This is a genomic window from Anaerobutyricum soehngenii (genome assembly GCF_009697165.1).
Classification (GTDB): domain Bacteria; phylum Bacillota; class Clostridia; order Lachnospirales; family Lachnospiraceae; genus Anaerobutyricum; species Anaerobutyricum soehngenii.
In genome coordinates this window covers 153,529-175,557 of the sequence record NZ_VULP01000001.1, presented here as the reverse complement: position 1 = coordinate 175,557, position 22,029 = coordinate 153,529, and the positions used below count along the sequence as shown (strand labels likewise).

Below are 22,029 nucleotides of genomic sequence, written 5' to 3'. Positions count from 1 at the left end.
TAAAAACAGACAGCCGCTGAAACAAAATTTCCTGCTGAATTGTAAGGAAACTATGGTAAAGAAAAAAGAATGGTTATAAGTATTGCATTTTGTGACTTTGCGCTATGGAATTCTGACCATAGGAACTTGGGACTCGTTTTTCCCAAGTTCCTGTTTTTCTGGGCAGAATGGAATGCTTAGTGCAACGGAACAAAATCAAACTTATAACCATTCTTCTTTTCTTTAGAAGACTACTACAATTCAACTCAATATCTTCTACTAAAGCGGCGTCTGTTTCCCCAGCAAATTACTATTTTCCCATATACAGGTCTACAAGTTTATCTCCTGCCTGTTTACGAATCGCATCGTATACTGGCTGGCATTTTTCCTGCATTTGTTTCCAGGTTTTCTGGTCTACATCTACAATCTGCATACCTTCGTCTTCAAGAACCTTCTGACGCTGTACGCGACGGTCATCGGCAGATTCACGAGCTTTTTCCTGTGCTGTTTTTGCAGCCTGATCGATAATCTTCTGCTGTTCTTTTGTCAGTCCCTGGTAGAATTCGTCACTGACAATCAATGTTGTATAATCCGGTACTGCATTCGTGCTGATCAGGTATTTCTGCTGTTCGTAAAGCTTCGCACTTACGATAATTTCGTAAGCATTTTCCTGTGCATCGATCGTTCCCTGCTGGAGTCCGATGTATACTTCGGAGAAACTCATTGGTGTAGGGTTTGCTCCCATCTGTTTCCAGAACTGAAGATGGTATGCGTTCTCCATTGTACGGATTTTCTGACCTTTGAAGCTTTCGATTCCTGTAAATGGTTTGGCGCTGGTCATTACACGAAAACACTGGTCTGCGATTCCAAGTAGATCATAGCCTGCGCCTTTATAAATTTTCTGAATTTCTTTCTGGAAATCTGGATTATCGATTGCTTTTCGGGCATCATCAATATTTTCAAATAAACATGGTGTATCAAATACACAAAGCTGCGGCATGAAGCTTACCTGTGGTGCCGGAGACTGTACAACGAATGGGATATCTCCGTCTTTACAGCTCTCCATAAGTTCTCGGTCACCACCTAATGTACTCTGTGGATATACATTAATCTTCATCTTGCCATCACTTAATTTCTCTACTTCTTTTGCAAACTGTGTTGCGAAGATGTGTGTGATTGTATCTTCTGTACTACAGGTTGCAAGTGGCCATGCGTATCTCTGTTCTTCTTCTGCACCTGACTTTGTTATCTTACCACTTGCCTTAGAATATCCAAAGAATATGGTTCCAGCAGTAATAGCGACAAGAACAACTGCAAGGATAACGCTTGTAAATTTTCCTTTCATTTTGATTCTCCTTTCCTAATCTAAAGCAGACACAGACTGATCTGTGGAATAAATGTAATAAGTAACAATGCGATTAAGAAGAAACCAATGAGTGGCATTGCTCTTTTTGCGATATCTACAACCGGAATATCGGTAAGAGAGCTTGCTACGAAAAGGTTTACACCGATTGGTGGTGTAACAAAACCAATCGCTAAGTTTACAACCATCATGATACCAAAATGAATGGGATCCATTCCAAAGCCCTCTACAATCGGAAGAAGGATTGGTGTAAGGATGAGGATGGCAGGAGTAGTATCCATAACCATACCTACAAGTAATAATACAAGGTTGATTACGATCAATACAACAACCTTACTTGTAAAATGAGCAAGAATCCATCCACTGATAAGCTGTGGAACCTGCATCAGTGTAAGTACTCTGGAAAATGCTATGGATGCTGCTAAAATAAATAAGATCGGTGCATATGTTCTTACTGCTTCTACAAATACATCGTAAACTTTCTTAATCGGAAGTGATTTATAAATGAAAATACTGACGATCAGTGAGTAGAATACAGAGATAACGGCTGCTTCTGTAGGCGAGGCAACACCTGAGTAAATACATCCAAGGATGATGACTGGAGACAGCACTGCAAAGAAACTGCTCTTAAATACTTTCCATAATCCCTGTGCATGAAGATCATCGATCTTTGCATTAATCTTTTCTTTATCTTCTCCATGTTTCTTACAATAAAATACGGCATATACCATTAAAAGAAGTCCGATAAGAACTCCCGGAACAATTCCTGCAAGGAAAATATCACTTACAGATGCTCCTGATGCCATACCATACATAATAAATGGAATACTTGGTGGAATAATAACACCAAGACTTCCTGCAACTGCAACTAAGGCAGTACAGAACTTTTTATCGTAGCCAAGCTCTACTAACAGAGGGATTGTCATACTTCCAACTGCGGCAACTGTGGCAATTCCCGAACCAGAGATTGCTCCATAAAACAGACAGGTTATTACTGCTGCACATGGCAGACCTGCTGTACGTTTTCCAATGAAATATGAAAAGAGATCAAATAACCTCTTAGAAATTCCACCTCTTGCCATAATAATACCGGATAAAATAAACATCGGTACTGCAAGGAGTGGGAAACTGTCGATTCCACCAAACATAGAACGGATAACGTAGGAAGCACTTGCTGTAAAAGACGGATCAAATACTCCCGGTAATACTGCAACCAAACCAAGGGATACAGAGATTGGAATCGCTATTAATAAACATACAAAGAATAATATAAATACTACTAATGGTGACATTCTTTATTTCTCCTCCGCTTCTCTTTTTCCTGTAATGATCTCAACTCGCTGTATAAACTTCTGAATCAGACGGATACAGCATAAAACAAAACTGATTACTGTGAATGACTGAATCAGATACATTGGAATTCCACAAGCTGGACTTAACTGTCCACTTGCCATTCCTGCTTTTACATATTTCCATGCAAAAGGAACCAGATAAGCAAAAAAGAGTAACTGTATAAGATAACTTACCAGTCGCATATAATGAACTCCTTTGCCCGGAAGCATACCTACTAACTGGTCAATCTTAACGGATAAACCGTTCTTGATACAATAACTGGCACTGGTAAAACCAGAAATAATAAACATATATCTGGTGATCTCCTCAGACCAGGACAGGGAAGCTGAAAAAGCATATCTGGCAATAATCTGCCCTCCCATAACGATTGTCATTCCACACAATAAAATCAGGAGTATGGCCTGTTCCAAATTATTATCCAGCCACTTTAATACCTTCATAAAAATATCTCCTCTTCTAATACTTGTGTACTAACACACCAAAAAACAAAAATATCCTTTGTTTCAATCTATTTCGGTCTACATCTGTTTTTCAGAAAATAAAATTAAAACAGCAGTGTATTACTACAACAGACTTACCATAGATATCTTCTAAAATACTTACAATTCAAGTCGAGCCGCCGCGAGACTTGGCGCGTGATTCTGGTCAGCGTAAGCTGACATATTCTTTACAGAATCACTGCGCATCCTCGCGGAGCGTTTATCTCAGACAAAGATTGGACTCCCCTTTTGTGCATCGGTTAGTATTTATAGATACATTCTATGAATTTGCAGGTTTTAATAGGTTTTTGTTTATTTTTTAACTAATGATATTAAAAAAATAAACAGCTAAAAACATGGTGAGCCTGTATATAGTATAAACTATATACAGGCTAATTACCATTTGCTTTTAGTTGTAATCATCTAAATTCCCATAACTATTTAAAACAACTTCACAAGGATTTAAAATAATTACTTTAAAATCGCTATTTATCTTAAACTTTATTCCGCTTTTGCTAATGGAGTAGTTCCAAATACCTTCTTGTATCTTAAGATGAGGTACAGTGTTGCTACTACCTGAACTACTGCTAAGATAAACATGAGAGTCATTAATGTGTATACTGCTTTACTTTCGCCGGAAATGACTGTTAATTTTGCTACAATTACAGGCATAAGATAAGAAGCAGCGCCCATAAATGTATAGTAGATACCTGTGTTACGTCCTTTTGGTCCAGGTACGAATTCCTGTAATACAGAAAGACCTGTCTGTAAAGCACCACCGGCACAACCAAATCCAAGAATTAAGATTGCGATATAAACGATTGCTACCTGATGTACTAAAAGTACTGCTAAAAGGGAGCCTGCTGTGATAACCGCGTCAACGATCAATACTTTTAACGGATGCCATTTTAATTTACTCATCATTACAGCCCAGAATGCTACGGCAACGATAGAACCAACCTGATACATTGTTGTCATAGATGCTGCCTGCATTTCGCTAAGTCCACAGTATGCAAGACCGAACGCTTTTGTATACTGCTGAGCACCATACATAACTGCCATTACTAAGAATGCATAGAAATATGTGAGGAATGCTGTAAACTTTCCAGGTGCAACAAGCTGTCTTGCTTTTGCTGCATCGATTTCAGCCTGGTCAGCTCTCTTGTCGCTTCCTGCGCCAGCGTTTGCTGCTTTTTCATCATCATAAACGAATCTTGCGATACATGCAAATACCAATACAACACAAGATAATACTAAAGGAATTACAATGTTAATCTTCCAGTTACCTGCTGCTGCTGTCTGTACGCAGATCAGTGGGTAGAAGATACTTGATAACGCTACGAAGAACTTAATCATAATTAATGCGGAACCTGGTGCTGCAGGATATGCTTCCTGTACTGCTGGATATCCGGATGCATCCCAGAAACCAGATGTAGCAATACCACCTAATAAGCCCATGATTGCAGCTACAGTTGCATTGTTCGTTACAAACATTGTTGCGAAGCAGATGATATAAAGAATTGCTCCACCAATCATTAACTTCTTACGGCCGACACGGTCAGAAATCTCTCCACCAATCCATACAGAAATGAATTTACCAAATCCAGTCCATGCGATTGCTGTAGAAACGGCTGCAACACCTGCTGCGTACGCTGCAGATTCCGGATTAGACATATCAAATCCCCATTTTGTTGCAAAGTTTACCTGATTCTGTGAAAAAATAAGTGCCTGCATACCATGTGTCAAATAAGCCATGTACACACAGATCATTGACCAGATATATTTTTTCGCTTTCATACATTTTCTCCTCTAAATTTAAATGTAATTTTAAAATGCTGCTATATTAACTCATCGTCAGTCATTCACTGTATCCAAACAGTGAATGACAACTGATGATTTAATTTTAAATTATTTTCCCTGTTCTGCCTGGAATTTCTGATATTCCTCGATTGGGAAATCTTTTCCTGTAAACAGACTGTAGTTAACAACACCCTGATATAAAAGCATTCCTTTTCCGCCGATTGCCTGACATCCAACTTCTTCCGCTTCAAGAATCATCTTTGTTTTTTCAGGATTGTAAACTGTATCAGCAACAACTAAGTCTTTGCGGAATAAAGATTTATCGATTAATGTTACGTCTTCATGAGGTTTCATTCCCATGATTGTAGCATTGATTACGATATCTGCATTGTTTACCGCTGCTGCAAGAGCTTCTTTGTCTTCAAGATGCTCCACTGTTACTTTACATTCAGGACAGCGTGCTGCAAGCTTTTCTTTAGTAGACTCTGCTCTGCTATAGAATTCATCATCAATGTTGAAGATTGCTACTTCAGAAGCTCCGTCTAATGCAAGCTGTACCTGAATTGCTGTAGCCGCTCCGCCAGCTCCAAGAACAACTGTTTTCTTACCCTTAACGTCTACACCATTTACTTCAAGGTTCTTTACGAAACCAACACCGTCTGTGATATGTCCTGTGATTACTCCGGCATCGTTAACAAATACGTTACATGCTCCAATGATCTCTGCTGCAGGAGATAATTTATCAACTAACTCTGCTGCAATGTTTTTACATGGCATTGTAAAGTTACCACCACGCATGTTGAATAAACGGATGCTGTCAAATACAGCAGGCATCTGTTCTACATTTACATCAAATGCCATATATGCATAGTCAAGTCCATCATGCTGGAAACTGAAGTTATACATTGCAGGTGATCCTGAATGTCCTACAGGTGTTCCAAACAGTGCTAAAAGTCCTGTGTGACCGTTAATACGTCTTTCCATTTGTTATTCCCTCCATTATTGCCTGTTATATCTTAGGATTAGATATTTAATGCAACATCATAAGCTTCTTTTGTTGCGTCTAAAGCACGACGAGCTCTGATTGCATCACCAACTACATGTACTTCTGGGCAGATAGCTTTTAATTCGTCAACGAAATCATAAACAACTTCCTGACCTTCACGATGTGTATATTTAGAAACATATCCCATTGAAAGAACAACAGTGTCAAATCCTCTTAATTCATATACTGTCTCATCGGATTTATCGGCTGCATTCTTGTAGCTTACGCCATCAGGATAAATCTCAGATACCGCTGCATTTACATACTGATGAACATCATACTCTTTAAGACCTTCCATAAGGAATACTCTATGTTCGTGGATTACATCTGGTCCGATAGCATCTCTCATCTCGATGATAGAAACATCATGTCCTTTTTCCGCAAGGAACTCTGCTGTTTCAGCACCTACCATACCGCCACCTACAACAAGTACTTTATGTCCTACCGGACGTTTACCGGATAAGCAGTCTCCTCCATGAACGATTTCAGGAGCTGTGATACCTTTGATGAATGGAAGTACAAGTGTTTCAGAACCAGTTGCTACGATCACTGCATCTGGAGCATCTTTCTTAATAAGATCTGCTGTTACTTCTGTATTAAGAACAATCTTTACACCAGATTTTTCACATTTTGTAATGTAACTTCTGATCATGTTTGTGATATCACCTTTTCCAGGTGGGTAAGCAGCAAGTCTCATATTTCCACCGAGTACGTCGCTTGCTTCAAATAATGTAACGTCATGTCCTCTTCTTGCTGCAGTAAATGCTGCACACATACCAGCAGGGCCGCCACCAATTACATAAATTTTCTTCTTCGTTTCTGCTTCTTTCATTCCTTCGCTCTCACGACCAAGAACTGGGTTTGTTAAACAGCAGATTGGCTTTCCAGCATACATATTTGCAACACAACCCTGTAAACAAGCGATACATGGTGTCATGTCTTCTAATCTGTCTTCCAATGCTTTTTTAGGCATAGCAGGATCTGCAAGAGACTGACGTCCAAATGCAACTAAATCTGCTGTACCAGTACGAACCATTACCTCAGCGAACTGTGGCTCTGTGTAACGACCAACTGTGATAACAGGAATAGATACACATTTCTTGATATTTGCTACATATTCCGCGGAGAATCCACCATGAATACCTGTAGGAGCCCACATATATTCATCTTTTAAATGAACAGCACGAGATACATGAAGTGCATCTAATCCGCAAGACTCTAAATAAGTTGCGATTGCACACATATCATGGTTGTCAAGTCCACCGAACATATCCTCTGTACTGTTGATACGGGCGAGTACAGCGATTTTTCCCTGTGTTGCTTTTTTAACTTCATCAATGATGAGGGTTGAGAAACGCATTCTGTTCTCGAAAGAACCACCAAACTCATCGACACGTTTATTTGTTCTTGGAGACATGAAAGAATTTACAAGGTAACCATGTGCCATATGAATTTCTACAGCATCTGCACCAGCTTCCATTGCTCTTCTTGCAGCTTCTCCATATCCTCTTGCTAATTCATAAACCTGTTCTGTTGTAACTTCTTCCGGAATATCTCTTCCATCTGCTGATGATACTGCTGTAGCTGCCTGGATTGGTGCGCCAGCGTTCTTTGCGTTACCTTCTGGTCCGGCATTCTGTAACTGAATGGAAACTTTAGCTCCTTCTGCATGGCAGGCATCAATTACTTTCTTGAAGCTAGGAATTGATGCATCATCATATAAACAAGGTTTTCTAGGACCACCCTTTGCTCCTTTATGAACAACCGTAGCCTCAAGTGTAATTAAACCAAATCCACCCTTTGCACGTGCGCCGTAGTAAGCAACAGACTGATCACTCATTGTTCCGTCTGTGTTTGCAAAGTTGTTACCCATTGGAGGTACTACAAAACGGTTCTTTACTTCCATAGGTCCAATCTGAATTGGTGAAAACATATTTTCAAACTTCATAATTTACCCCTTCCTAATTATTCACATGACCGCGCCGCAGCCTCTAACCTGCGGACTGCGGTCTATTATTTCATTTTAGCTTTTGACAAGTTAATTATATAATTCAAGTAAATAATTGAAGATTAAAGTACTTCTGGCCAAACCTGCTCAAGAACTTTCTTTGTATTATCAAATGTATGTTTTGCAGCTTCTGCAACACCTTTAGCAAGGATAGCATCACTGATTACTTCAACACCGATTGCTTTTGGCTCAATACCTTTTTCACGTACCATCTTAACGAAGTCTGCTGTACATCCGATTCCTGTTCCAGGAGCGAGACGATCATGCATAGACTCATCTCTTAAGATGCTCTTAGCGTATGGACGATCCCAAACGTCGTTGATCTGAATAGAAACGATCTTATCTGCTGGGATATCTTTAATTACATCAAGATCGATTGGCTGGTTTGCTCTTACCCAGTGCCATGTATCCATGATTAACTTCGCATTGTCACATCCAGAACCTTTTACAACAGCCCATCCTTTTTCCATGTTAGGGATTCCGCTGTATGGCATTGGCTCAACACCGATCACTAATTTGCCTGCTCTCTGACATAACTCTTTTAATTTCTGAGCTGTATGTTCTACAGAGTAATCTTCCATTAATCCACAGTTGATGTGACCTACGTTGAAGAGTTCACACATATGGAAGCACATCTGCTCTTTGTATTTCTGCTCATAAGAACGAGCATCCTCAGCCCACTGTACGATGTATTCTACTTCAGTAACCTTCATATCATATTTTTCAAGAATTGCAAGGATGTCTTCGTCATGAAGTCCTTCATTTAATGCATCTACATAAGTTTCAGCACGAAGACCGATTCCATCGTATCCTGCTTCCTTAGCTGCTTTTACACGCTCCTCAAATTTGCACTGGTCTCCAAGTGTCCATGAACTAACGGTAATAGGAAATTCTTTTGACATGATATGTCCTCCTTCTCATTTGAAAAAATATAATTTTGCTTTAAAATTTTACTTGTTATTTTTTTAACTTTTTAAGTTACTTAGATTATAACTCGTTTTATTCAATAAAACCAATCGAGAATATTCGTAAATTCATAGATTTTTTTTATCATTTATGTTAAGGTAAAACGTAGGAATTTTTAAGGTAGATTTCTAAAAAATTTATGGCAACAATAAGCTATGATTGGGTTGTATAATACTAAGATTTTTAAACAATACTTTTTATTAAAGGGGGTTTTTCAATGAACTTATTTCACTTACGTTATTTTGAAACACTTGCCAGAACAGAACATTACAGCAAGGCCGCTGAAATTCTTTCTATCACACAGCCAAGCTTAAGCTACGCTATTTCTACATTGGAGAGCGAACTGGGCATACAGCTCTTTGAAAAGCGTGGACGTAACATTGTACTGACAAAATACGGTAAGGCATTTTATTCTAATGTAAAGGAAATTCTCGCAAGCTTAGATAACGCAGTAAGAGACATCAAATTAGTGGCAAACGGTGAAGGAGAAATTAATATCGGCTTTCTCCGTACACTCGGAACAGACTATGTTCCAACTACCGTAAAAAACTTTCTTGATCTTCACCCAGATAAAAATATCTGGTTTAATTTCAGTTGTGAACATGGTCTCTCTGTCGATCTGGTCCGCAGTCTTATAGACAGAGAATACGATATGGTTTTTTGTTCTAAATTAAATAATAGTCCAATGGTCGAATTTATCCCTATCGCAACTCAGGAACTCGTTGTCATCGTTCCAAAAGATCATCCACTTGCCGTCAAAGACAGTGTAAGCTTAAAGGAAACTCTTGATTATCCACAGATTATCTTCCGCCACAAAAGTGGATTACGCCACATTATTGATGACTTATTCAAAAGCATCAATGCCTATCCGGATATTCTCTGCGAGATTGAAGAGGATCTTGTCGGTGCCGGCTTTGTCTCTAAAGGATTTGGCATCATGATTGCTCCTAAGTTTGATGGCCTTAACTATGTCGATGTAAAAGTACTCAAATTGACGCAGCCTTCTTATAAGCGCTATTTTTATATGGCAATCCTGAAAGACGTATACCATCCACCATTGATTGAAGAATTTAAAAAATATGTCATCGAACAAAGTAATCTAAATAAAGAATATCGCTTTGGATGATATCTTCTGATTTGCAGGGGTTGAGATAGACGCCGCTAAAGAAAATTACTTAACTGAATTGCATTGAAGTTTCTAAAGAAAAGAGAATTTTTATAAATTTGATTTTGTTCCGTTGCTCTAAACGCTCCATTTTGCCTCAAAAAACAAAAACTTCGGAAAAACGAGTCCGAAGTTTTTAGAGTCAAAATTCCACAGCACAAAGTCACAAAATACATTATTTATAAAAATTCTCTTTTCTCTACCCTAATTTTCTTACAATTCAGCCGGAAGTTCTATTATAGCGGCTGTCTAATCTCATTCCACAAATCAATAAAAAAACAAGGGGATTGCCCAGAAGTCTATAATTTTCATTTGAATAAGAATCTCCAAAAGGAAAAAATTTCTTACCGAATTGTATTTCGCCTTCTAAGAAAAGAGAATTTTTATAAATTTGATTTTGTTCCGTTGCGCTAGACACTCCATTTTGCCTCAAAAAACGAAAACTTCGGAAAAACGAGTCCGGAGTTTTCAGAGTCAAAATTCCACAGCGCAAAGTCACAAAATACATTATTTGTAAAAATTCTCTTTTCTTTACCCTAGTTTTCTTACAATTCGGCCGGAAGTTCTATTGTAGCGGCTGCCTAACCTCATTCCACAAATCAGTTAAAAACAAAGGGAAGTTGTCCAGAAGTCTACAATTTCTATGTCAAATGGGATTCTCCAGAAGGGAAATCATAGCCTTCTCGATAATCCCCTTATTCCCATCCAAGCTTTAAATATTAATTTCCATCTGGAGCCAAAGGACAGAAAACCAGAAATTTAATAGAAAAGAAAATGTGATGTCGGAGCGAGTAAAAATGCCGAGCAGGCATTTTCTGCGAAGCGACTATCTTCACATTTTCTTTTCTATTAAATTTTGGGTTTTCGTTTCTTTAGTTCCTCAAATTCGTATTTAAGCCCCATTCCTACCAACTGTGGATTTAGATAGTCAGAAAAAAGAAACCATACCATATCCCAGATGCGGCTTCGGAGCGTGTTTAAGATGCGGATGAGCATTTTAAACACAGCGACTACAGAGCAGATGGGATATGGTATTGTTTCTTTTTTCGTCTACACCAAATCTACAAATCAAAAGTTATATGTTCATTAAGTTTTTATTTTCTGGATTCACTGTAATTTCTACTGAAATTATTTGTGGATAAACGTAGTTATAAATTTTTCTTTCTTTGATATTTTTTAAAATCTCATCTTTATAGCTAAGAAAATATTCTACATCCGACATACGCCCCACTGCACTAATGAAAAATTCCTGATTTGTCAGGTTCTTTTTATCCGATAGTGCCATATTTTCATTTGCCTGTGTATCATTATCTACATTGTCTACATCACTTTCATCATATTCGTCATCATCCATATATATATCGTCTGATGTATACTCATCATCACAGTACAGGTTTTTATCGATATGTATAGACTTTACATTATCTGAATCATAGCGTACCTTGATCTGAATCTTATCTTTAGGAATAGACTTTGATGTTTTTACCTCTATATCACCATTTTCATTATTGTATGTTGTAAATGACGTATTTATCTTCTTCGTTTTGTCTGTATATAAATTCTCCATGAATGTTTTTTCCGCTATTTTATTACTTCCAATTCTTTTTTCTCCCATATATTGAAAGGAAGAATATTCCTGAAACATTACTCCTGCTCCGATTCCGCAGCAAAGAAATCCCGCCATAAAAATTCCTACCAAAACTTTTCTATAACTCATACATTTACACCTTTCCCTTTCAATATGTAGCTAAATAAAAAAAGAATATATGCTGTCATACTAAGAACAGCTCCCAGCGCAACGATAACACATCCGATAACCGGATAGCCCTGAAATGCCATAACACTTAAGGTTCCCAGACCAACTAATCCCGCCACATCAAAAAAGGCTGCCGGGACTACCAGACAAATTAATACCACTTTTACAAAAATCAAGAAAATCTTCTTTGCCTTATCCCAGCTCCATGAAATAGCACTGCCACTCGTTTTCCTTGCTTTATCTGCTATATTTTCTATTGTTTCTCCTCGATTTTTCTTAAATCGTTCCATAGTCTCTACTCTTTTATTCTTTTTAAGATCACGTTCTTTACTTTTCTTCTTTCTTTTCTCAAAAAAATCTTTTGGCAGTAAATCTGCAACTCCCGTCTTCCCATTCCTTCCTTTGTTCTTTACTTCATATTCCGGATCTAAATGATAAGCATCAAGAATCTCTGCAATCAAATCATCAATATTCCCGAAATCATCGATTGCCTCTTCCTCCTTCATTCCACTTTCCATACGCATACTGATATGTTGTGAATACTCTTCTATCATATCTTTCCGCTCTTTTTCATTAAGCATCTGAAGCCGGTCTTCCAGCTCTTTTAAAAACTCCTTCTTTAACATCCACTATCTCTCCTTTAAAAATCGATTCACATTCTGGGAAAATTCTTCCCATTCCTTTTCTAATTCTCTTAAATGAAGAATCCCCGCAGCAGTCAAATGATAATACTTCCTTGGTGGGCCTTCCGTTGATTCTCTTAAATATGTCTCAAAATAATGCTCATTGGTCAGTCGTTTTAAAATAGGATAAATGGTTCCTTCCTTTACATTCACTACTTTAGAAACTTCTGCAACCAGCTCATATCCGTACATATCCTTTTGTTCTACCGCTGCAAGAACAATCAGTTCCAGAACCCCTTTCTTAAACTGTGCATTCATTTATTTTTGCCTCCTTGTTGATACTATATTATCTTAGGTACTATGTAATGTCAAATAGCTGATTTACAAAGATTTACGGACAATACAAATTTGCCGGGGACACAGACGCCGCTTTAGTAGAAGATATTGAGCTGAATTGTATGGAGTCTTCTAAAGAAAAAAGAATGTTTATAAGTTTGATTTTGTTCCGTTGCGCTAAGCACTCCATTCTGCCCAGAAAAACAGGAACTTGGGAAAAACGAGCCCCAAGTTCCTATGGTCAGAATTCCATAGCGCAAAGTCACAAAATGCAATACTTATAAACATTCTTTTTTCTTTACCATATTTTCCTTACAATTCAGCAGGAAATTTTGTTTCAGCGGCTGTCTGGTTTTGATAACAAATAGCAAATTAGTGATTTCTGTTGGAAAGAGAAGGGGATTCTCCAGAAGATTATGAGAGTTAACCAGAGAAAAATTTTTCATAAGGTAAGAGTAGGTAACTGTAATTTTTATACAACCAAATAAGAAAGTGTCTTCTTTGGGCGATGTTCATTCTAATGAAAACCATAGCCTTCTGGGCAATCCCCTTATTCTTCCTCAAATCCAAATACTAATTTCCTTCTGGAGCCAAAAAACAGAAAAGCAGAAATTTGATATAAAAGAAAATGTGATGTCGGAGCTAGTAAAAATGCCGGTCAGGCATTTTCTACGAAGTGACTATCTTCACATTTTCTTTTATATCAAATTTCTGCTTTTCGTCTCTTTAGTCCAGCAAATTAGTATTTATAATGATTCATGTAATGTTGTGAGCATTTCTTTTAACTCGCCGGCACCCATCTGTCCCGGTGCGGAAGCTTTTCCTACGGCACCGAATGTAAGTGCAGATCCAAATACTTCACCGCACACACGACTGATTACACCTGTTGCGGCCATGGACATTGTGATGATCGGACGGTCAGCATAATTGTCTACCATCTCTTCTGTTGCTGCAAGAAGGGTGAGTACGTCCTTTTTGTTCTGAGGCATTACAGCAATTTTAGGGATATCTGCTCCAAGCTCCTGCATTTTGCGGAGTCTGTAGATAATATCAGATTTTGCTGGTGTCTTGTCGAAGTCATGGTTGGATGCTACTACTTTTACTCCATGTTTGTGTGCTTCTTCTACAACAGCTTTTACAGCATCATCGCCGGTAAATGCTTCCATATCTACAAGGTCAACATATCCTGTTGCACTGATCTTCTGGTTTAATTCTACATAAACCGGTGTGTCGATTGCCTTTTCTCCACCTTCTTTAGAAGTACGGAATGTGAAAAGGATTGGCATTTCGCCAAGAACTTCTCTTAACTGTTTTGCTGTTTCTTCTACTTTTTCAAAATCAAAAATATCTTCGTACCAGTCTACACGCCACTCTACAACATCTGCTCCGATTGGAAGGATCTTCTTTGCAGCGTCTAAGATTTCTTCTCTTGTTTTTCCAACGATAGGTACACAAATTTTAGGGATTCCTTCTCCAATTGCTACATTTCTTACTACTACAGGGTTCATAACAAAATCCTTTCTCAAATTATTTCTCAGAAATAATGTCTAATAATTTCTGGCGCATTGCTTCGATTGGAGGTTCCTGACCTGTCCAATATTCAATCTGGGCAGCTCCCTGGTAGAGAGACATTCCAAGACCGTTTAAGATAGTTGCTCCAGCTTCTTCAGCATCTAATAAGAACTGAGTTTTTGCCGGGTTGTAGCAAGCATCAAAATAGAACTGGTCCTTGCTGATAAATTCTTTTGGAAGTGGGTTTTCTCCGATATGACTTCCCATTCCAATTCCGCTGGCATTTAATACTACTGTAGCTTCTTTTACTTTAGAAAAATCACCTGCCGGGCAGAATTCTGCTACTGGTGCAAAGTTCTTATTGATATCTTCTACTAAAGCCTTACTGGATTCTTCAAATACATCTGTGATGTAGATTTTCTTTGCGCCGTAGTAAGCAAGTGCTGAACACATAGCACGACCTGCTCCACCACTACCGATACAGAAGTAAGTGTTCTCATCAATCTTAACATTTCCATCTCTTTCCATGGATCTGATGAAACCGATTCCGTCTGTATTATATCCAACTAATTTACCTTCCGGAGTTTTTACAACTGTGTTGCTGGCTCCCATTTTCTCGCATAATGGATCTAACTCATCAAGGTACTCAAGAACCTTTACTTTATTTGGCTTTGTTACTGCAAAACCTGCAAAGTTCATGTAACGGATACCGTTAACTACGTCTGCAAGATGTTCATTATTTACCTCTGTGTAGAAATAAATCATATTTAAGCCTGCTGCTTCATAACCGCAATTCTGCATCTGTGCTGCAAATGACTGCTTTAATGGGTCACCAAGTAAAGTAATCATCTTTGTATTAATGTCAACTTTTGCCATGATATATACCTTCTTTCTCTTTCTTTAAATATTTATTATGTGATTATTTATCATTCTTATTTATCATTCTCATCCATTGCTAATAACTTCTGAACAAGTTCTTCGCATACTTCGATAATGCTCTTGCCATCTGTATTAATAACGATATCAGCTGCTGCCTCGTATTTTGCACGTCTCTTTTCCATCAGGTCAGCGATGAACGGAACATTCTTATTGTTCTCGATAACTGGACGGTCATGACTGTCCTTTACTCTGTCGAAAATCGTTTCCGGTGAAGCGGTAAGTAATACAACTCGTCCGTTTTTCTTCATCTCAACAACGTTACATTCACGAAGTGGAGTTCCTCCGCCACAGGAGATGACAACATTCTTTCTTTCCTGCATCTCGATAAGAAGATTGGTCTCTAAATCACGGAAGTACTGCTCACCATGAACCTCAAAGATATCCGGAATACTCATTCCTTCTCTCTCTGCGATAATCTGATCCATCTCAATAACGTCCATTGCAAACAATGTTTTTAAATATTCGGAAATACTTGTCTTTCCGGCACCCATAAATCCAATAAGCACAATATTGTAATCAAAAAGCTTTCTTGCCTGCATCTGCTTACCTGCTTTACCGATCGCATGGAAAATATCCCATACTTCACTTGCATTGCTCTCGTTCTCTAAACGACCGTCGAGCCATTCTTTCTGTCTCTCTTCCTGTTCCGGGTCAAGAATATTAAGGCCATTCTCTTCTTTGTAAGCCATAATATCTTTAATAATATGATGTCTCATCAGTATGGCATCTAAAAGTATCTCGTCACACTGACCCAGTCTCTTTCTTAACTTTTCTAAACGAGTCATGTTGCTGCTCTCCTTCTTTCGTCTAGTTTATCAGTTTCGGACTGTACGATGTGTTTTCACTAACTTTCACACATTAAACAGCTAAGTTATTATACCACAGGAAAAAAGCTACAACAAGTAAATGGAACAAAATAAATCTATAGGAAAATTCTATTAAATTTTAGATTTTTTCTATAGGTAGTATTTAAAACAAATTCTGCGTGTTTTATATAATAGTATTAGAATTGAAAGCGGTTCGGCCGTCTTTGTAAGGAGTGATATATCCATAAGGTATTGTCGCTCTTGATTTTTTATAAAGATTTTATAAAAAGCCTATCATAATCTCAATAAGTACTAAAACATATTTGAAAAATGCTTTAATTAAAATAAAAAAGCCTCTCTGGAGTAATTATTATATTATCTCCAAAGGGGCTTTTTATAATATTTAATTTCTAACTTAGGGGAATTTTACTTGTGGTTTTTTCGTTATTTGGAATTAGTTATTTTTTTGTTATTTGATTGTAAATCTTGATTATCTTGTATCATCTTTATATGCCGGCAGGTTTGGGCCTGCCTGCCGACATATATTCAAATTTCCAGATTTCGGATTCTTTGCACAATATCCTATAATTCATTAAAATGTATCTGAAAAATGTTTTCTGTAAATATATTATAAATCGAGGTGTTCATATCACAGTAATAATTTTCCAAATATATTCTGGTTTGTTGATAGTTTATTGAATTTATTTAATGAATCCTACCTGTGCGGAGATTTTCTCAATCTGTTCATCTTTACGTTTGTTATATTCTACTTTCTGCTGCTCAAAGAAGTTGTTTCCTTCTGGATCGATGGATACGATTAAAGGGCCAAATTCTTTTACGCGGCAGTTCCATAAGGTTTCTGGCATTCCAAGATCACGCCATTCTGCTCTTACGATTTCTTCTACTTCTGTTGCGGCTACTACAGCGTTTCCTGCTGGGAATACACAGTGGATTGCTCCAAAGTCTTTGCAGGCACGTTCTGTATTTTCTTTCATACCACCTTTTCCGATGATCACACGTACACCAGTTTCTTTCACGAATTCATATTCAAATTTTTCCATACGCATACTGGTTGTTGGTCCTACGGATACCATCTCAAACTTATCATTTTCTAAAGGACGGATAATTGGTCCTGCATGGAAAATAGCATTATTTCTTACATCTACAGGAAGTTCTCTTCCTTCTTCTACTAAACGACGGTGAGCTACATCACGACAGGTTGTCATGCTTCCATTTAAATAAATGATATCTCCGATTTTAATGCCTTTTAAATCTTCTGCTGAAATTGGTGTTGTTAAAATCTTTTTTCCATCTTTTACTTCTACCATTATAACTCTACCCCCGTATGTGTTGTAATTTTATAATTTAAATCCTTGTCAAATACAATGTGTCCTCTTCTGTGACTCCAGCATCCTACGTTTACGGCTACACCGATTGCGGATGGATGACGGGCTGTATTTTCGATATTTACTCCCATTACGGAGTATTTTCCACCCATACCCTGAGGTCCTAATCCGATAGCATTAATTCCGTCTTCTAATAATGCTTCCATCTTAGCCGCTCTCTCATTATCATTGTGAGAACCGATTGGACGCATTAAAGCCTTTTTAGAAAGAAGGGCTGCTGTTTCTACAGAAGTTGCTACACCTACACCTACTAATAATGGAGGACAGGCATTTAATCCGTATGTTGTCATAACATCCATAACGAACTTTGTTACTCCTTCGTATCCTTCACCTGGCATAAGAACCATTGCTTTTCCTGGAAGGGTGCATCCGCCACCAGCCATGTATGTGTAAATTTCACATTCGTCTGAGTCAGGAACGATGTCCCAGAATACAGTTGGTGTTCCTTTTCCAACATTCTTACCTGTATTGTACTCATCAAATGTTTCTACACTGTTATGACGAAGTGGTGCTTCAAATGTTGCTTTTACAACAGCATCTTTTAATAGTGCTTCAAGCTCTCCGATTAATGGGAACTTTGTACCACATTTTACCCAGAACTGTAATACTCCGGTATCCTGACAACTTGGACGATTCAGCTTTACCGCCAGTTCCTGATTTTTAAACATAGTATCATAGATTGTTTTGGAAAGAGGGCTGTCTTCTTTATCACGAAGCTCCTCCAGTTTTGCAATAACATCATCTGGAAGTTTCTTTGCAACATGAGCAATAAACTTAGCCATATGTTCCGTAAGTTGTGTTACCTGTTCTTCTTTAGACATTTAGAAATCCTCCTGTTAATTTACCCGACGGTCAGCGGGATTTAAATATGTGAATGAATGAAAGATTAACCGTATACATTTTCATTAATAAGTTCTGCTTTAATTTATTCGGCCGGAGCAACCCGGCCTGCTTAACCGACTCTCTATCCTGGGAAAAATGGATAGAAAATCGGAAGAAGTATCATACTTACTACCGTTGCCACTAAAATCATTGGCACACCAGCTTTGGCATAATCTTTAAATGTATAGCCACCTGCTGTTACAACCATTGTGTTAGCCGGCATTCCGATTACCTTTTCTGCAATAAGTTCTCCTGCTCCTGTTTGCTCTAATGCAGCTTCTAAAGAAAGCGTTCCTCCAAAAAGGAAAATCGTTTTTAAATCAATAGATGCCAGTGCATCTTTCTCACTGATTACTCCTGTAACCATTAAAGCTAACGCTCCAATACATCCGATGACACAAAGCTTGATACCAAGCTGTTCCTCAAATATCATTCCTACTAAGGTAAGTAGCAGAATTACTAAGGAAAGGTACTGTTTCCACTTTGGTACATGGCTAAAATCCTTTGACTCATCAAAGATTCCTTCGTCGCTTCCTTCTTTATTCGGAAGAAACTTGTATCCGATAAATGCAAAGTAAATAATTCCTACAATTAAAATCGGAACACCAACTTTGGCATAATCAAAGAATCCAAACTTAAGACCAATTCCTTCCATACCTGACTGCGCAATCATATTCCCAGGAGCACCAATCAATGTGAGGTTACCTCCCATCGCTGCTGCAAAAACCAAAGGCATTAACAGTCTTGAACGGGAATACCCTGACTTCGCTGCGATTCCGATAACTACTGGAATCAGGATTGCTGCTGTTCCTGTGTTTGAAAGAAATCCACTCATCACACCTACGATAACCATGATAGCTACGATAAGCTGTCTTTCTGTCTTTGCAAAATGAGTAACAATTCCGCCAATCTTGTTGGCCATTCCTGTTTCAAACAATGCCCCTCCTACGATAAACATTGCTACAAACAAGATAACGTTGCTGTCGATAAATCCTGCGAACGCTGTCTGCCATTCAAGTACACCGGTAACTACCAGTCCGACACATACAATCATGGATGTCAGTCCCAGTGGAATCTTCTCCCACATAAACATGACAATCGCGAACAGCAAGAAAAGTAACGTGATTGTTATCTGACTCATCTCTTTACCTCCTCATTTGTTAGATTCGTCTTACGTTTTGCTTTTATCATAAATCCTCTTACCCTTTCCAGCCTCCCATACCCAGCAAATGAAAATCCCAATTTCTTTACTTGATGTTTTGCTTTTACATTTCTGATTTATGATTTTTGATATTTGATTTTGTATCCAAATCTTGATTTCAAGATATACCTTTATTGAGAAAAAGTCAACTGTTTTTTGCTCCTTTTGCATCATTTCGGCAAATACAATAAAGTTGTGACTATTTTTTTGTGCAGAATGCACTGAATAAAATATCTTAGTTAATGCTTGTATTGCCGAATAAAGAACTGATATAATATTTATACAAATAAAAATATAATCTAAAAGATTGGAGAAGAAACCATATGTATATTATGGACGGAATTGTATATGCTGGAGAACCAACAGAAAGTCTGGAAATAACAAAAGTAAAACCCTTAGATGACATGATAATGTTAATTACATTTTCTAACGGCGAAACAAAGTTATTTGATGCCACTATATTAACAGGACCAGTATATGAACCATTAAAAGATGATAAGATTTTCAAAAATCCGGTAATAGAATATGGCGTTATTACATGGAATAATGGAAATATTGACTGCTCTCCTGAATATATTTACAAAAATAGTTATGATTATCCAGAAGTTTCAAGTTTCTAAGTTAATTCACTAAATAGATTTGTAGGATTGAAATATAATTAGCCTCCCAAACCAGTCAAAGACAGCTCCCTGAAAGATAAATAGACCATATTTGTGGTCTATTTATCTTTCAGGGAGCTGTCTACTTGCCTGTGGCAAACTAATTATAATAAGTCAGCATATCATCTCTGCTTCGCATTATATGTTCCTTCATGGCTGCTTCTGCTGCATCTCCATCATGTGCTTTGATTGCTTCTAAAATTTCTCCATGTTCTTTTACAGAAACTTTGGCATAGTCTTCTTCAGAAACCATATTACCCATAGAAAGTCCATTCCAAAGTTCGGAGATCATGTTTTTCATTTTTCCATTTCCTGCAGCTGTCCAGATTTCATTATGAAATTCCCTATTAATATCTGTGTAGCGTGAAAAGTCTTTATTCTCTAATACCTTACAGGAATCTTGATATATTTCTTCAAGTTCCGAAATATCTGTTTCTGGTGCAGCACAAAGGCGAGCTGCCGCTCCCTCTAAGATTGCACGAAGCTGATAATGTTCTTTAATATAAGTTTCTGTTACACCAAGAACAACTGCTGCTTTATTTTTCCGAAGCTGAATCAATCCATCGCGGGCAAGAATCTGAAAAGCTTCTCTTACCGGCATCGCAGATACATTAAGCTGCGATGCCACGCTTTCAAGTGAAAGCACTTCGCCTTCTTTCATCTGCCTTGACAATATCGCCTTTCTAAGTTCTGCCGCTACTCGCTCTTTTGCTGACGGCATCTTAATTGGTCTTAATCCCATCATTTATTCTTTCCCCTCTCTGCATTTACGTTATCTGCAAGCGCCTTCATCCATGCATCTATTTTTTTGAATATTTTCTTTCTTCCAGAAATACTGTCGAGATTCGCACCATTTTCTTCTAAAATAATCTGTTTCATCTCTTCTCTGCATTTGCTTTCCTGCTCATTGGCTCCACAGGATACGGCAAAACGAATATAGCACTCCGAAGCAGTATAGAGCAATTTAGAAAAATAGGCATTACCCGTACATTCTAATACTACCTCATCAAAACGTTTCGATGTAGATAAAGATGAAGAAAGAATCATTATTGCTTCTTTTACTTTATCTTCATTCTCCAAATTCTTTACCGCTTTCTTTAAAATATCCCCTATCATTTCATAAATAATCTGAATCTGCTCTTCCGATAATTCTACTGCATAAATTCTTCTTGTAGCCAGACGGACAATCAGCCCCTGTCCCTCTAATACCTGAAATGCTTCTCTGATTGGAATTCTCGAAGTTCCAAACATTTCTGCCAGTTCTTCCTGCTTTAACTGCGTCCCTCCGGCAATCCGACCGGAAAGAATCTCATCAGCAATCTGTTGTGCCATGTAATCACTGAGGCGTTTTTCTGATAATGCCCTCATTCAAATGTTCCTCCTCCAATTTTTTCTTACTTAACAATACTTCTATCTTATAATGCCGCAATACTTAACTTAAGATAGATAGGTTAAGATGGTATCTCTATTAATAATGTATCCAAAATCACATAAAAAGTAAAGAACTTTTTTACTATTTAATTCATTAGGGAACAGACGAAAATAAAAAGAATAGACCATTGCAACTGTAAAGATATCACTGCGTAGAAAATGCCTGTTCGGCATTTTTACTTGCTCCCACATTACAGTTGCAATGGTCTATTCTTTTTATTTTCTGTGTGTTGGCTCCAGAAGGAATGAATGCAATAGTTTTTGGGGAGGAATTAAGGGGGAGAGGTCAGAAGGTCGTGGCTTATTCTGATACTGTCTCC

20 protein-coding genes are annotated in these 22,029 nt (G+C 37.8%); 2 read left to right on the top strand and 18 right to left on the bottom strand.

The window, feature by feature from the left end:
- Positions 1 to 289 precede the first annotated feature (289 nt).
- The 7 genes from FYJ25_RS00760 to FYJ25_RS00730 all read right to left on the bottom strand — a co-directional run bounded on the left by FYJ25_RS00760 (position 290) and on the right by FYJ25_RS00730 (position 8,929).
- On the bottom strand, positions 290 to 1,324 hold the full coding sequence (locus FYJ25_RS00760; RefSeq protein ID WP_096239223.1) for a TRAP transporter substrate-binding protein: 1,035 nt from the start codon (positions 1,322 to 1,324) through the stop codon (positions 290 to 292).
- Between the two features lie 20 nt (positions 1,325 to 1,344).
- Positions 1,345 to 2,634, bottom strand: a complete 1,290-nt coding sequence (locus tag FYJ25_RS00755) for a TRAP transporter large permease (RefSeq protein WP_154580286.1) — start codon at positions 2,632 to 2,634, stop codon at positions 1,345 to 1,347.
- A 3-nt stretch (positions 2,635 to 2,637) separates the two neighbouring features.
- A complete protein-coding gene (locus tag FYJ25_RS00750; RefSeq protein ID WP_154580285.1) occupies positions 2,638 to 3,135 on the bottom strand; it encodes a TRAP transporter small permease in 498 nt (165 codons plus the stop codon).
- 540 nt (positions 3,136 to 3,675) lie between these two features.
- Complete coding sequence (locus FYJ25_RS00745) at positions 3,676 to 4,971, bottom strand: MFS transporter (RefSeq protein ID WP_096239220.1); 1,296 nt, start codon at positions 4,969 to 4,971, stop codon at positions 3,676 to 3,678.
- Between the two features lie 111 nt (positions 4,972 to 5,082).
- The gene (locus FYJ25_RS00740) at positions 5,083 to 5,958 is read right to left on the bottom strand and encodes a shikimate dehydrogenase (protein WP_096239219.1); all 876 of its coding nucleotides are present in this window, start codon (positions 5,956 to 5,958) and stop codon (positions 5,083 to 5,085) included.
- A gap of 38 nt (positions 5,959 to 5,996) precedes the next feature.
- On the bottom strand, positions 5,997 to 7,967 hold the full coding sequence (locus FYJ25_RS00735) for an oxidoreductase (protein WP_096239218.1): 1,971 nt from the start codon (positions 7,965 to 7,967) through the stop codon (positions 5,997 to 5,999).
- A 122-nt stretch (positions 7,968 to 8,089) separates the two neighbouring features.
- The gene (locus tag FYJ25_RS00730; RefSeq protein WP_005344706.1) at positions 8,090 to 8,929 is read right to left on the bottom strand and encodes a sugar phosphate isomerase/epimerase family protein; all 840 of its coding nucleotides are present in this window, start codon (positions 8,927 to 8,929) and stop codon (positions 8,090 to 8,092) included.
- Positions 8,930 to 9,210: 281 nt separating this feature from the next.
- Between FYJ25_RS00730 and FYJ25_RS00725 the strand changes: the two genes are divergently transcribed.
- Positions 9,211 to 10,119, top strand: a complete 909-nt coding sequence (locus FYJ25_RS00725; RefSeq protein ID WP_021907315.1) for a LysR family transcriptional regulator — start codon at positions 9,211 to 9,213, stop codon at positions 10,117 to 10,119.
- A 1,114-nt stretch (positions 10,120 to 11,233) separates the two neighbouring features.
- On the opposite strand, the gene FYJ25_RS00720 is transcribed toward FYJ25_RS00725, so the two are convergent.
- The 9 genes from FYJ25_RS00720 to FYJ25_RS00680 form a co-directional block, all read right to left on the bottom strand.
- The gene (locus FYJ25_RS00720) at positions 11,234 to 11,875 is read right to left on the bottom strand and encodes a hypothetical protein (protein WP_154580284.1); all 642 of its coding nucleotides are present in this window, start codon (positions 11,873 to 11,875) and stop codon (positions 11,234 to 11,236) included.
- Entirely contained in the window at positions 11,872 to 12,540 is a 669-nt protein-coding gene (locus FYJ25_RS00715; RefSeq protein ID WP_154580283.1) for a DUF1700 domain-containing protein, read from the bottom strand. The genes FYJ25_RS00720 and FYJ25_RS00715 overlap by 4 nt, the downstream gene beginning before the upstream one ends.
- A 3-nt stretch (positions 12,541 to 12,543) precedes the next feature.
- Entirely contained in the window at positions 12,544 to 12,855 is a 312-nt protein-coding gene (locus tag FYJ25_RS00710; protein WP_021907492.1) for a PadR family transcriptional regulator, read from the bottom strand.
- Between the two features lie 764 nt (positions 12,856 to 13,619).
- The gene (aroD, locus tag FYJ25_RS00705) at positions 13,620 to 14,381 is read right to left on the bottom strand and encodes a type I 3-dehydroquinate dehydratase (protein WP_154580282.1); all 762 of its coding nucleotides are present in this window, start codon (positions 14,379 to 14,381) and stop codon (positions 13,620 to 13,622) included.
- Positions 14,382 to 14,400: 19 nt separating this feature from the next.
- Positions 14,401 to 15,261, bottom strand: coding sequence for a shikimate dehydrogenase family protein (locus tag FYJ25_RS00700; protein WP_021907429.1), 861 nt, complete (start codon positions 15,259 to 15,261; stop codon positions 14,401 to 14,403).
- A gap of 56 nt (positions 15,262 to 15,317) precedes the next feature.
- Positions 15,318 to 16,109, bottom strand: coding sequence for a shikimate kinase (locus FYJ25_RS00695; RefSeq protein WP_154580281.1), 792 nt, complete (start codon positions 16,107 to 16,109; stop codon positions 15,318 to 15,320).
- Positions 16,110 to 16,831: 722 nt separating this feature from the next.
- Complete coding sequence (gene ttdB / locus FYJ25_RS00690) at positions 16,832 to 17,458, bottom strand: L(+)-tartrate dehydratase subunit beta (RefSeq protein ID WP_021907431.1); 627 nt, start codon at positions 17,456 to 17,458, stop codon at positions 16,832 to 16,834.
- Positions 17,458 to 18,357: a L(+)-tartrate dehydratase subunit alpha gene (ttdA, locus tag FYJ25_RS00685; protein ID WP_005347024.1), complete on the bottom strand. Its 900-nt coding sequence runs from the start codon at positions 18,355 to 18,357 to the stop codon at positions 17,458 to 17,460. The genes ttdB and ttdA overlap by 1 nt, the downstream gene beginning before the upstream one ends.
- Before the next feature lie 143 nt (positions 18,358 to 18,500).
- On the bottom strand, positions 18,501 to 19,559 hold the full coding sequence (locus tag FYJ25_RS00680; protein WP_154580280.1) for an SLC13 family permease: 1,059 nt from the start codon (positions 19,557 to 19,559) through the stop codon (positions 18,501 to 18,503).
- A 383-nt stretch (positions 19,560 to 19,942) separates the two neighbouring features.
- On the opposite strand from FYJ25_RS00680, the gene FYJ25_RS00675 reads away from it, so the two are divergent.
- Positions 19,943 to 20,239: a DUF2442 domain-containing protein gene (locus FYJ25_RS00675; RefSeq protein WP_154580279.1), complete on the top strand. Its 297-nt coding sequence runs from the start codon at positions 19,943 to 19,945 to the stop codon at positions 20,237 to 20,239.
- Between the two features lie 139 nt (positions 20,240 to 20,378).
- Here FYJ25_RS00675 and FYJ25_RS00670 read toward each other — a convergent pair whose 3' ends face one another.
- Together FYJ25_RS00670 and FYJ25_RS00665 are read right to left on the bottom strand one after the other, a co-directional pair.
- Entirely contained in the window at positions 20,379 to 21,023 is a 645-nt protein-coding gene (locus FYJ25_RS00670) for a GntR family transcriptional regulator (RefSeq protein ID WP_021907434.1), read from the bottom strand.
- Entirely contained in the window at positions 21,020 to 21,646 is a 627-nt protein-coding gene (locus tag FYJ25_RS00665) for a GntR family transcriptional regulator (protein WP_154580278.1), read from the bottom strand. Before FYJ25_RS00665 ends, FYJ25_RS00670 begins: the two co-directional genes overlap by 4 nt.
- Positions 21,647 to 22,029 lie beyond the last annotated feature (383 nt).

What these genes read in the sequence shown, in the direction of transcription:
- FYJ25_RS00670 (WP_021907434.1), bottom strand. Translation starts at nt 21,023, where the DNA reads ATGATGGGATTAAGACCAATTAAGATGCCGTCAGCAAAAGAGCGAGTA.
- FYJ25_RS00720 (WP_154580284.1), bottom strand. Translation starts at nt 11,875, where the DNA reads ATGAGTTATAGAAAAGTTTTGGTAGGAATTTTTATGGCGGGATTTCTT.
- FYJ25_RS00735 (WP_096239218.1), bottom strand. Translation starts at nt 7,967, where the DNA reads ATGAAGTTTGAAAATATGTTTTCACCAATTCAGATTGGACCTATGGAA.
- FYJ25_RS00715 (WP_154580283.1), bottom strand. Translation starts at nt 12,540, where the DNA reads ATGTTAAAGAAGGAGTTTTTAAAAGAGCTGGAAGACCGGCTTCAGATG.
- FYJ25_RS00755 (WP_154580286.1), bottom strand. Translation starts at nt 2,634, where the DNA reads ATGTCACCATTAGTAGTATTTATATTATTCTTTGTATGTTTATTAATA.
- aroD (WP_154580282.1), bottom strand. Translation starts at nt 14,381, where the DNA reads ATGAACCCTGTAGTAGTAAGAAATGTAGCAATTGGAGAAGGAATCCCT.
- FYJ25_RS00750 (WP_154580285.1), bottom strand. Translation starts at nt 3,135, where the DNA reads ATGAAGGTATTAAAGTGGCTGGATAATAATTTGGAACAGGCCATACTC.
- FYJ25_RS00745 (WP_096239220.1), bottom strand. Translation starts at nt 4,971, where the DNA reads ATGAAAGCGAAAAAATATATCTGGTCAATGATCTGTGTGTACATGGCT.
- FYJ25_RS00700 (WP_021907429.1), bottom strand. Translation starts at nt 15,261, where the DNA reads ATGGCAAAAGTTGACATTAATACAAAGATGATTACTTTACTTGGTGAC.
- FYJ25_RS00675 (WP_154580279.1), top strand. Translation starts at nt 19,943, where the DNA reads ATGTATATTATGGACGGAATTGTATATGCTGGAGAACCAACAGAAAGT.
- ttdA (WP_005347024.1), bottom strand. Translation starts at nt 18,357, where the DNA reads ATGTCTAAAGAAGAACAGGTAACACAACTTACGGAACATATGGCTAAG.
- FYJ25_RS00760 (WP_096239223.1), bottom strand. Translation starts at nt 1,324, where the DNA reads ATGAAAGGAAAATTTACAAGCGTTATCCTTGCAGTTGTTCTTGTCGCT.
- FYJ25_RS00730 (WP_005344706.1), bottom strand. Translation starts at nt 8,929, where the DNA reads ATGTCAAAAGAATTTCCTATTACCGTTAGTTCATGGACACTTGGAGAC.
- FYJ25_RS00740 (WP_096239219.1), bottom strand. Translation starts at nt 5,958, where the DNA reads ATGGAAAGACGTATTAACGGTCACACAGGACTTTTAGCACTGTTTGGA.
- FYJ25_RS00695 (WP_154580281.1), bottom strand. Translation starts at nt 16,109, where the DNA reads ATGACTCGTTTAGAAAAGTTAAGAAAGAGACTGGGTCAGTGTGACGAG.
- FYJ25_RS00665 (WP_154580278.1), bottom strand. Translation starts at nt 21,646, where the DNA reads ATGAGGGCATTATCAGAAAAACGCCTCAGTGATTACATGGCACAACAG.
- FYJ25_RS00710 (WP_021907492.1), bottom strand. Translation starts at nt 12,855, where the DNA reads ATGAATGCACAGTTTAAGAAAGGGGTTCTGGAACTGATTGTTCTTGCA.
- FYJ25_RS00725 (WP_021907315.1), top strand. Translation starts at nt 9,211, where the DNA reads ATGAACTTATTTCACTTACGTTATTTTGAAACACTTGCCAGAACAGAA.
- ttdB (WP_021907431.1), bottom strand. Translation starts at nt 17,458, where the DNA reads ATGGTAGAAGTAAAAGATGGAAAAAAGATTTTAACAACACCAATTTCA.
- FYJ25_RS00680 (WP_154580280.1), bottom strand. Translation starts at nt 19,559, where the DNA reads ATGAGTCAGATAACAATCACGTTACTTTTCTTGCTGTTCGCGATTGTC.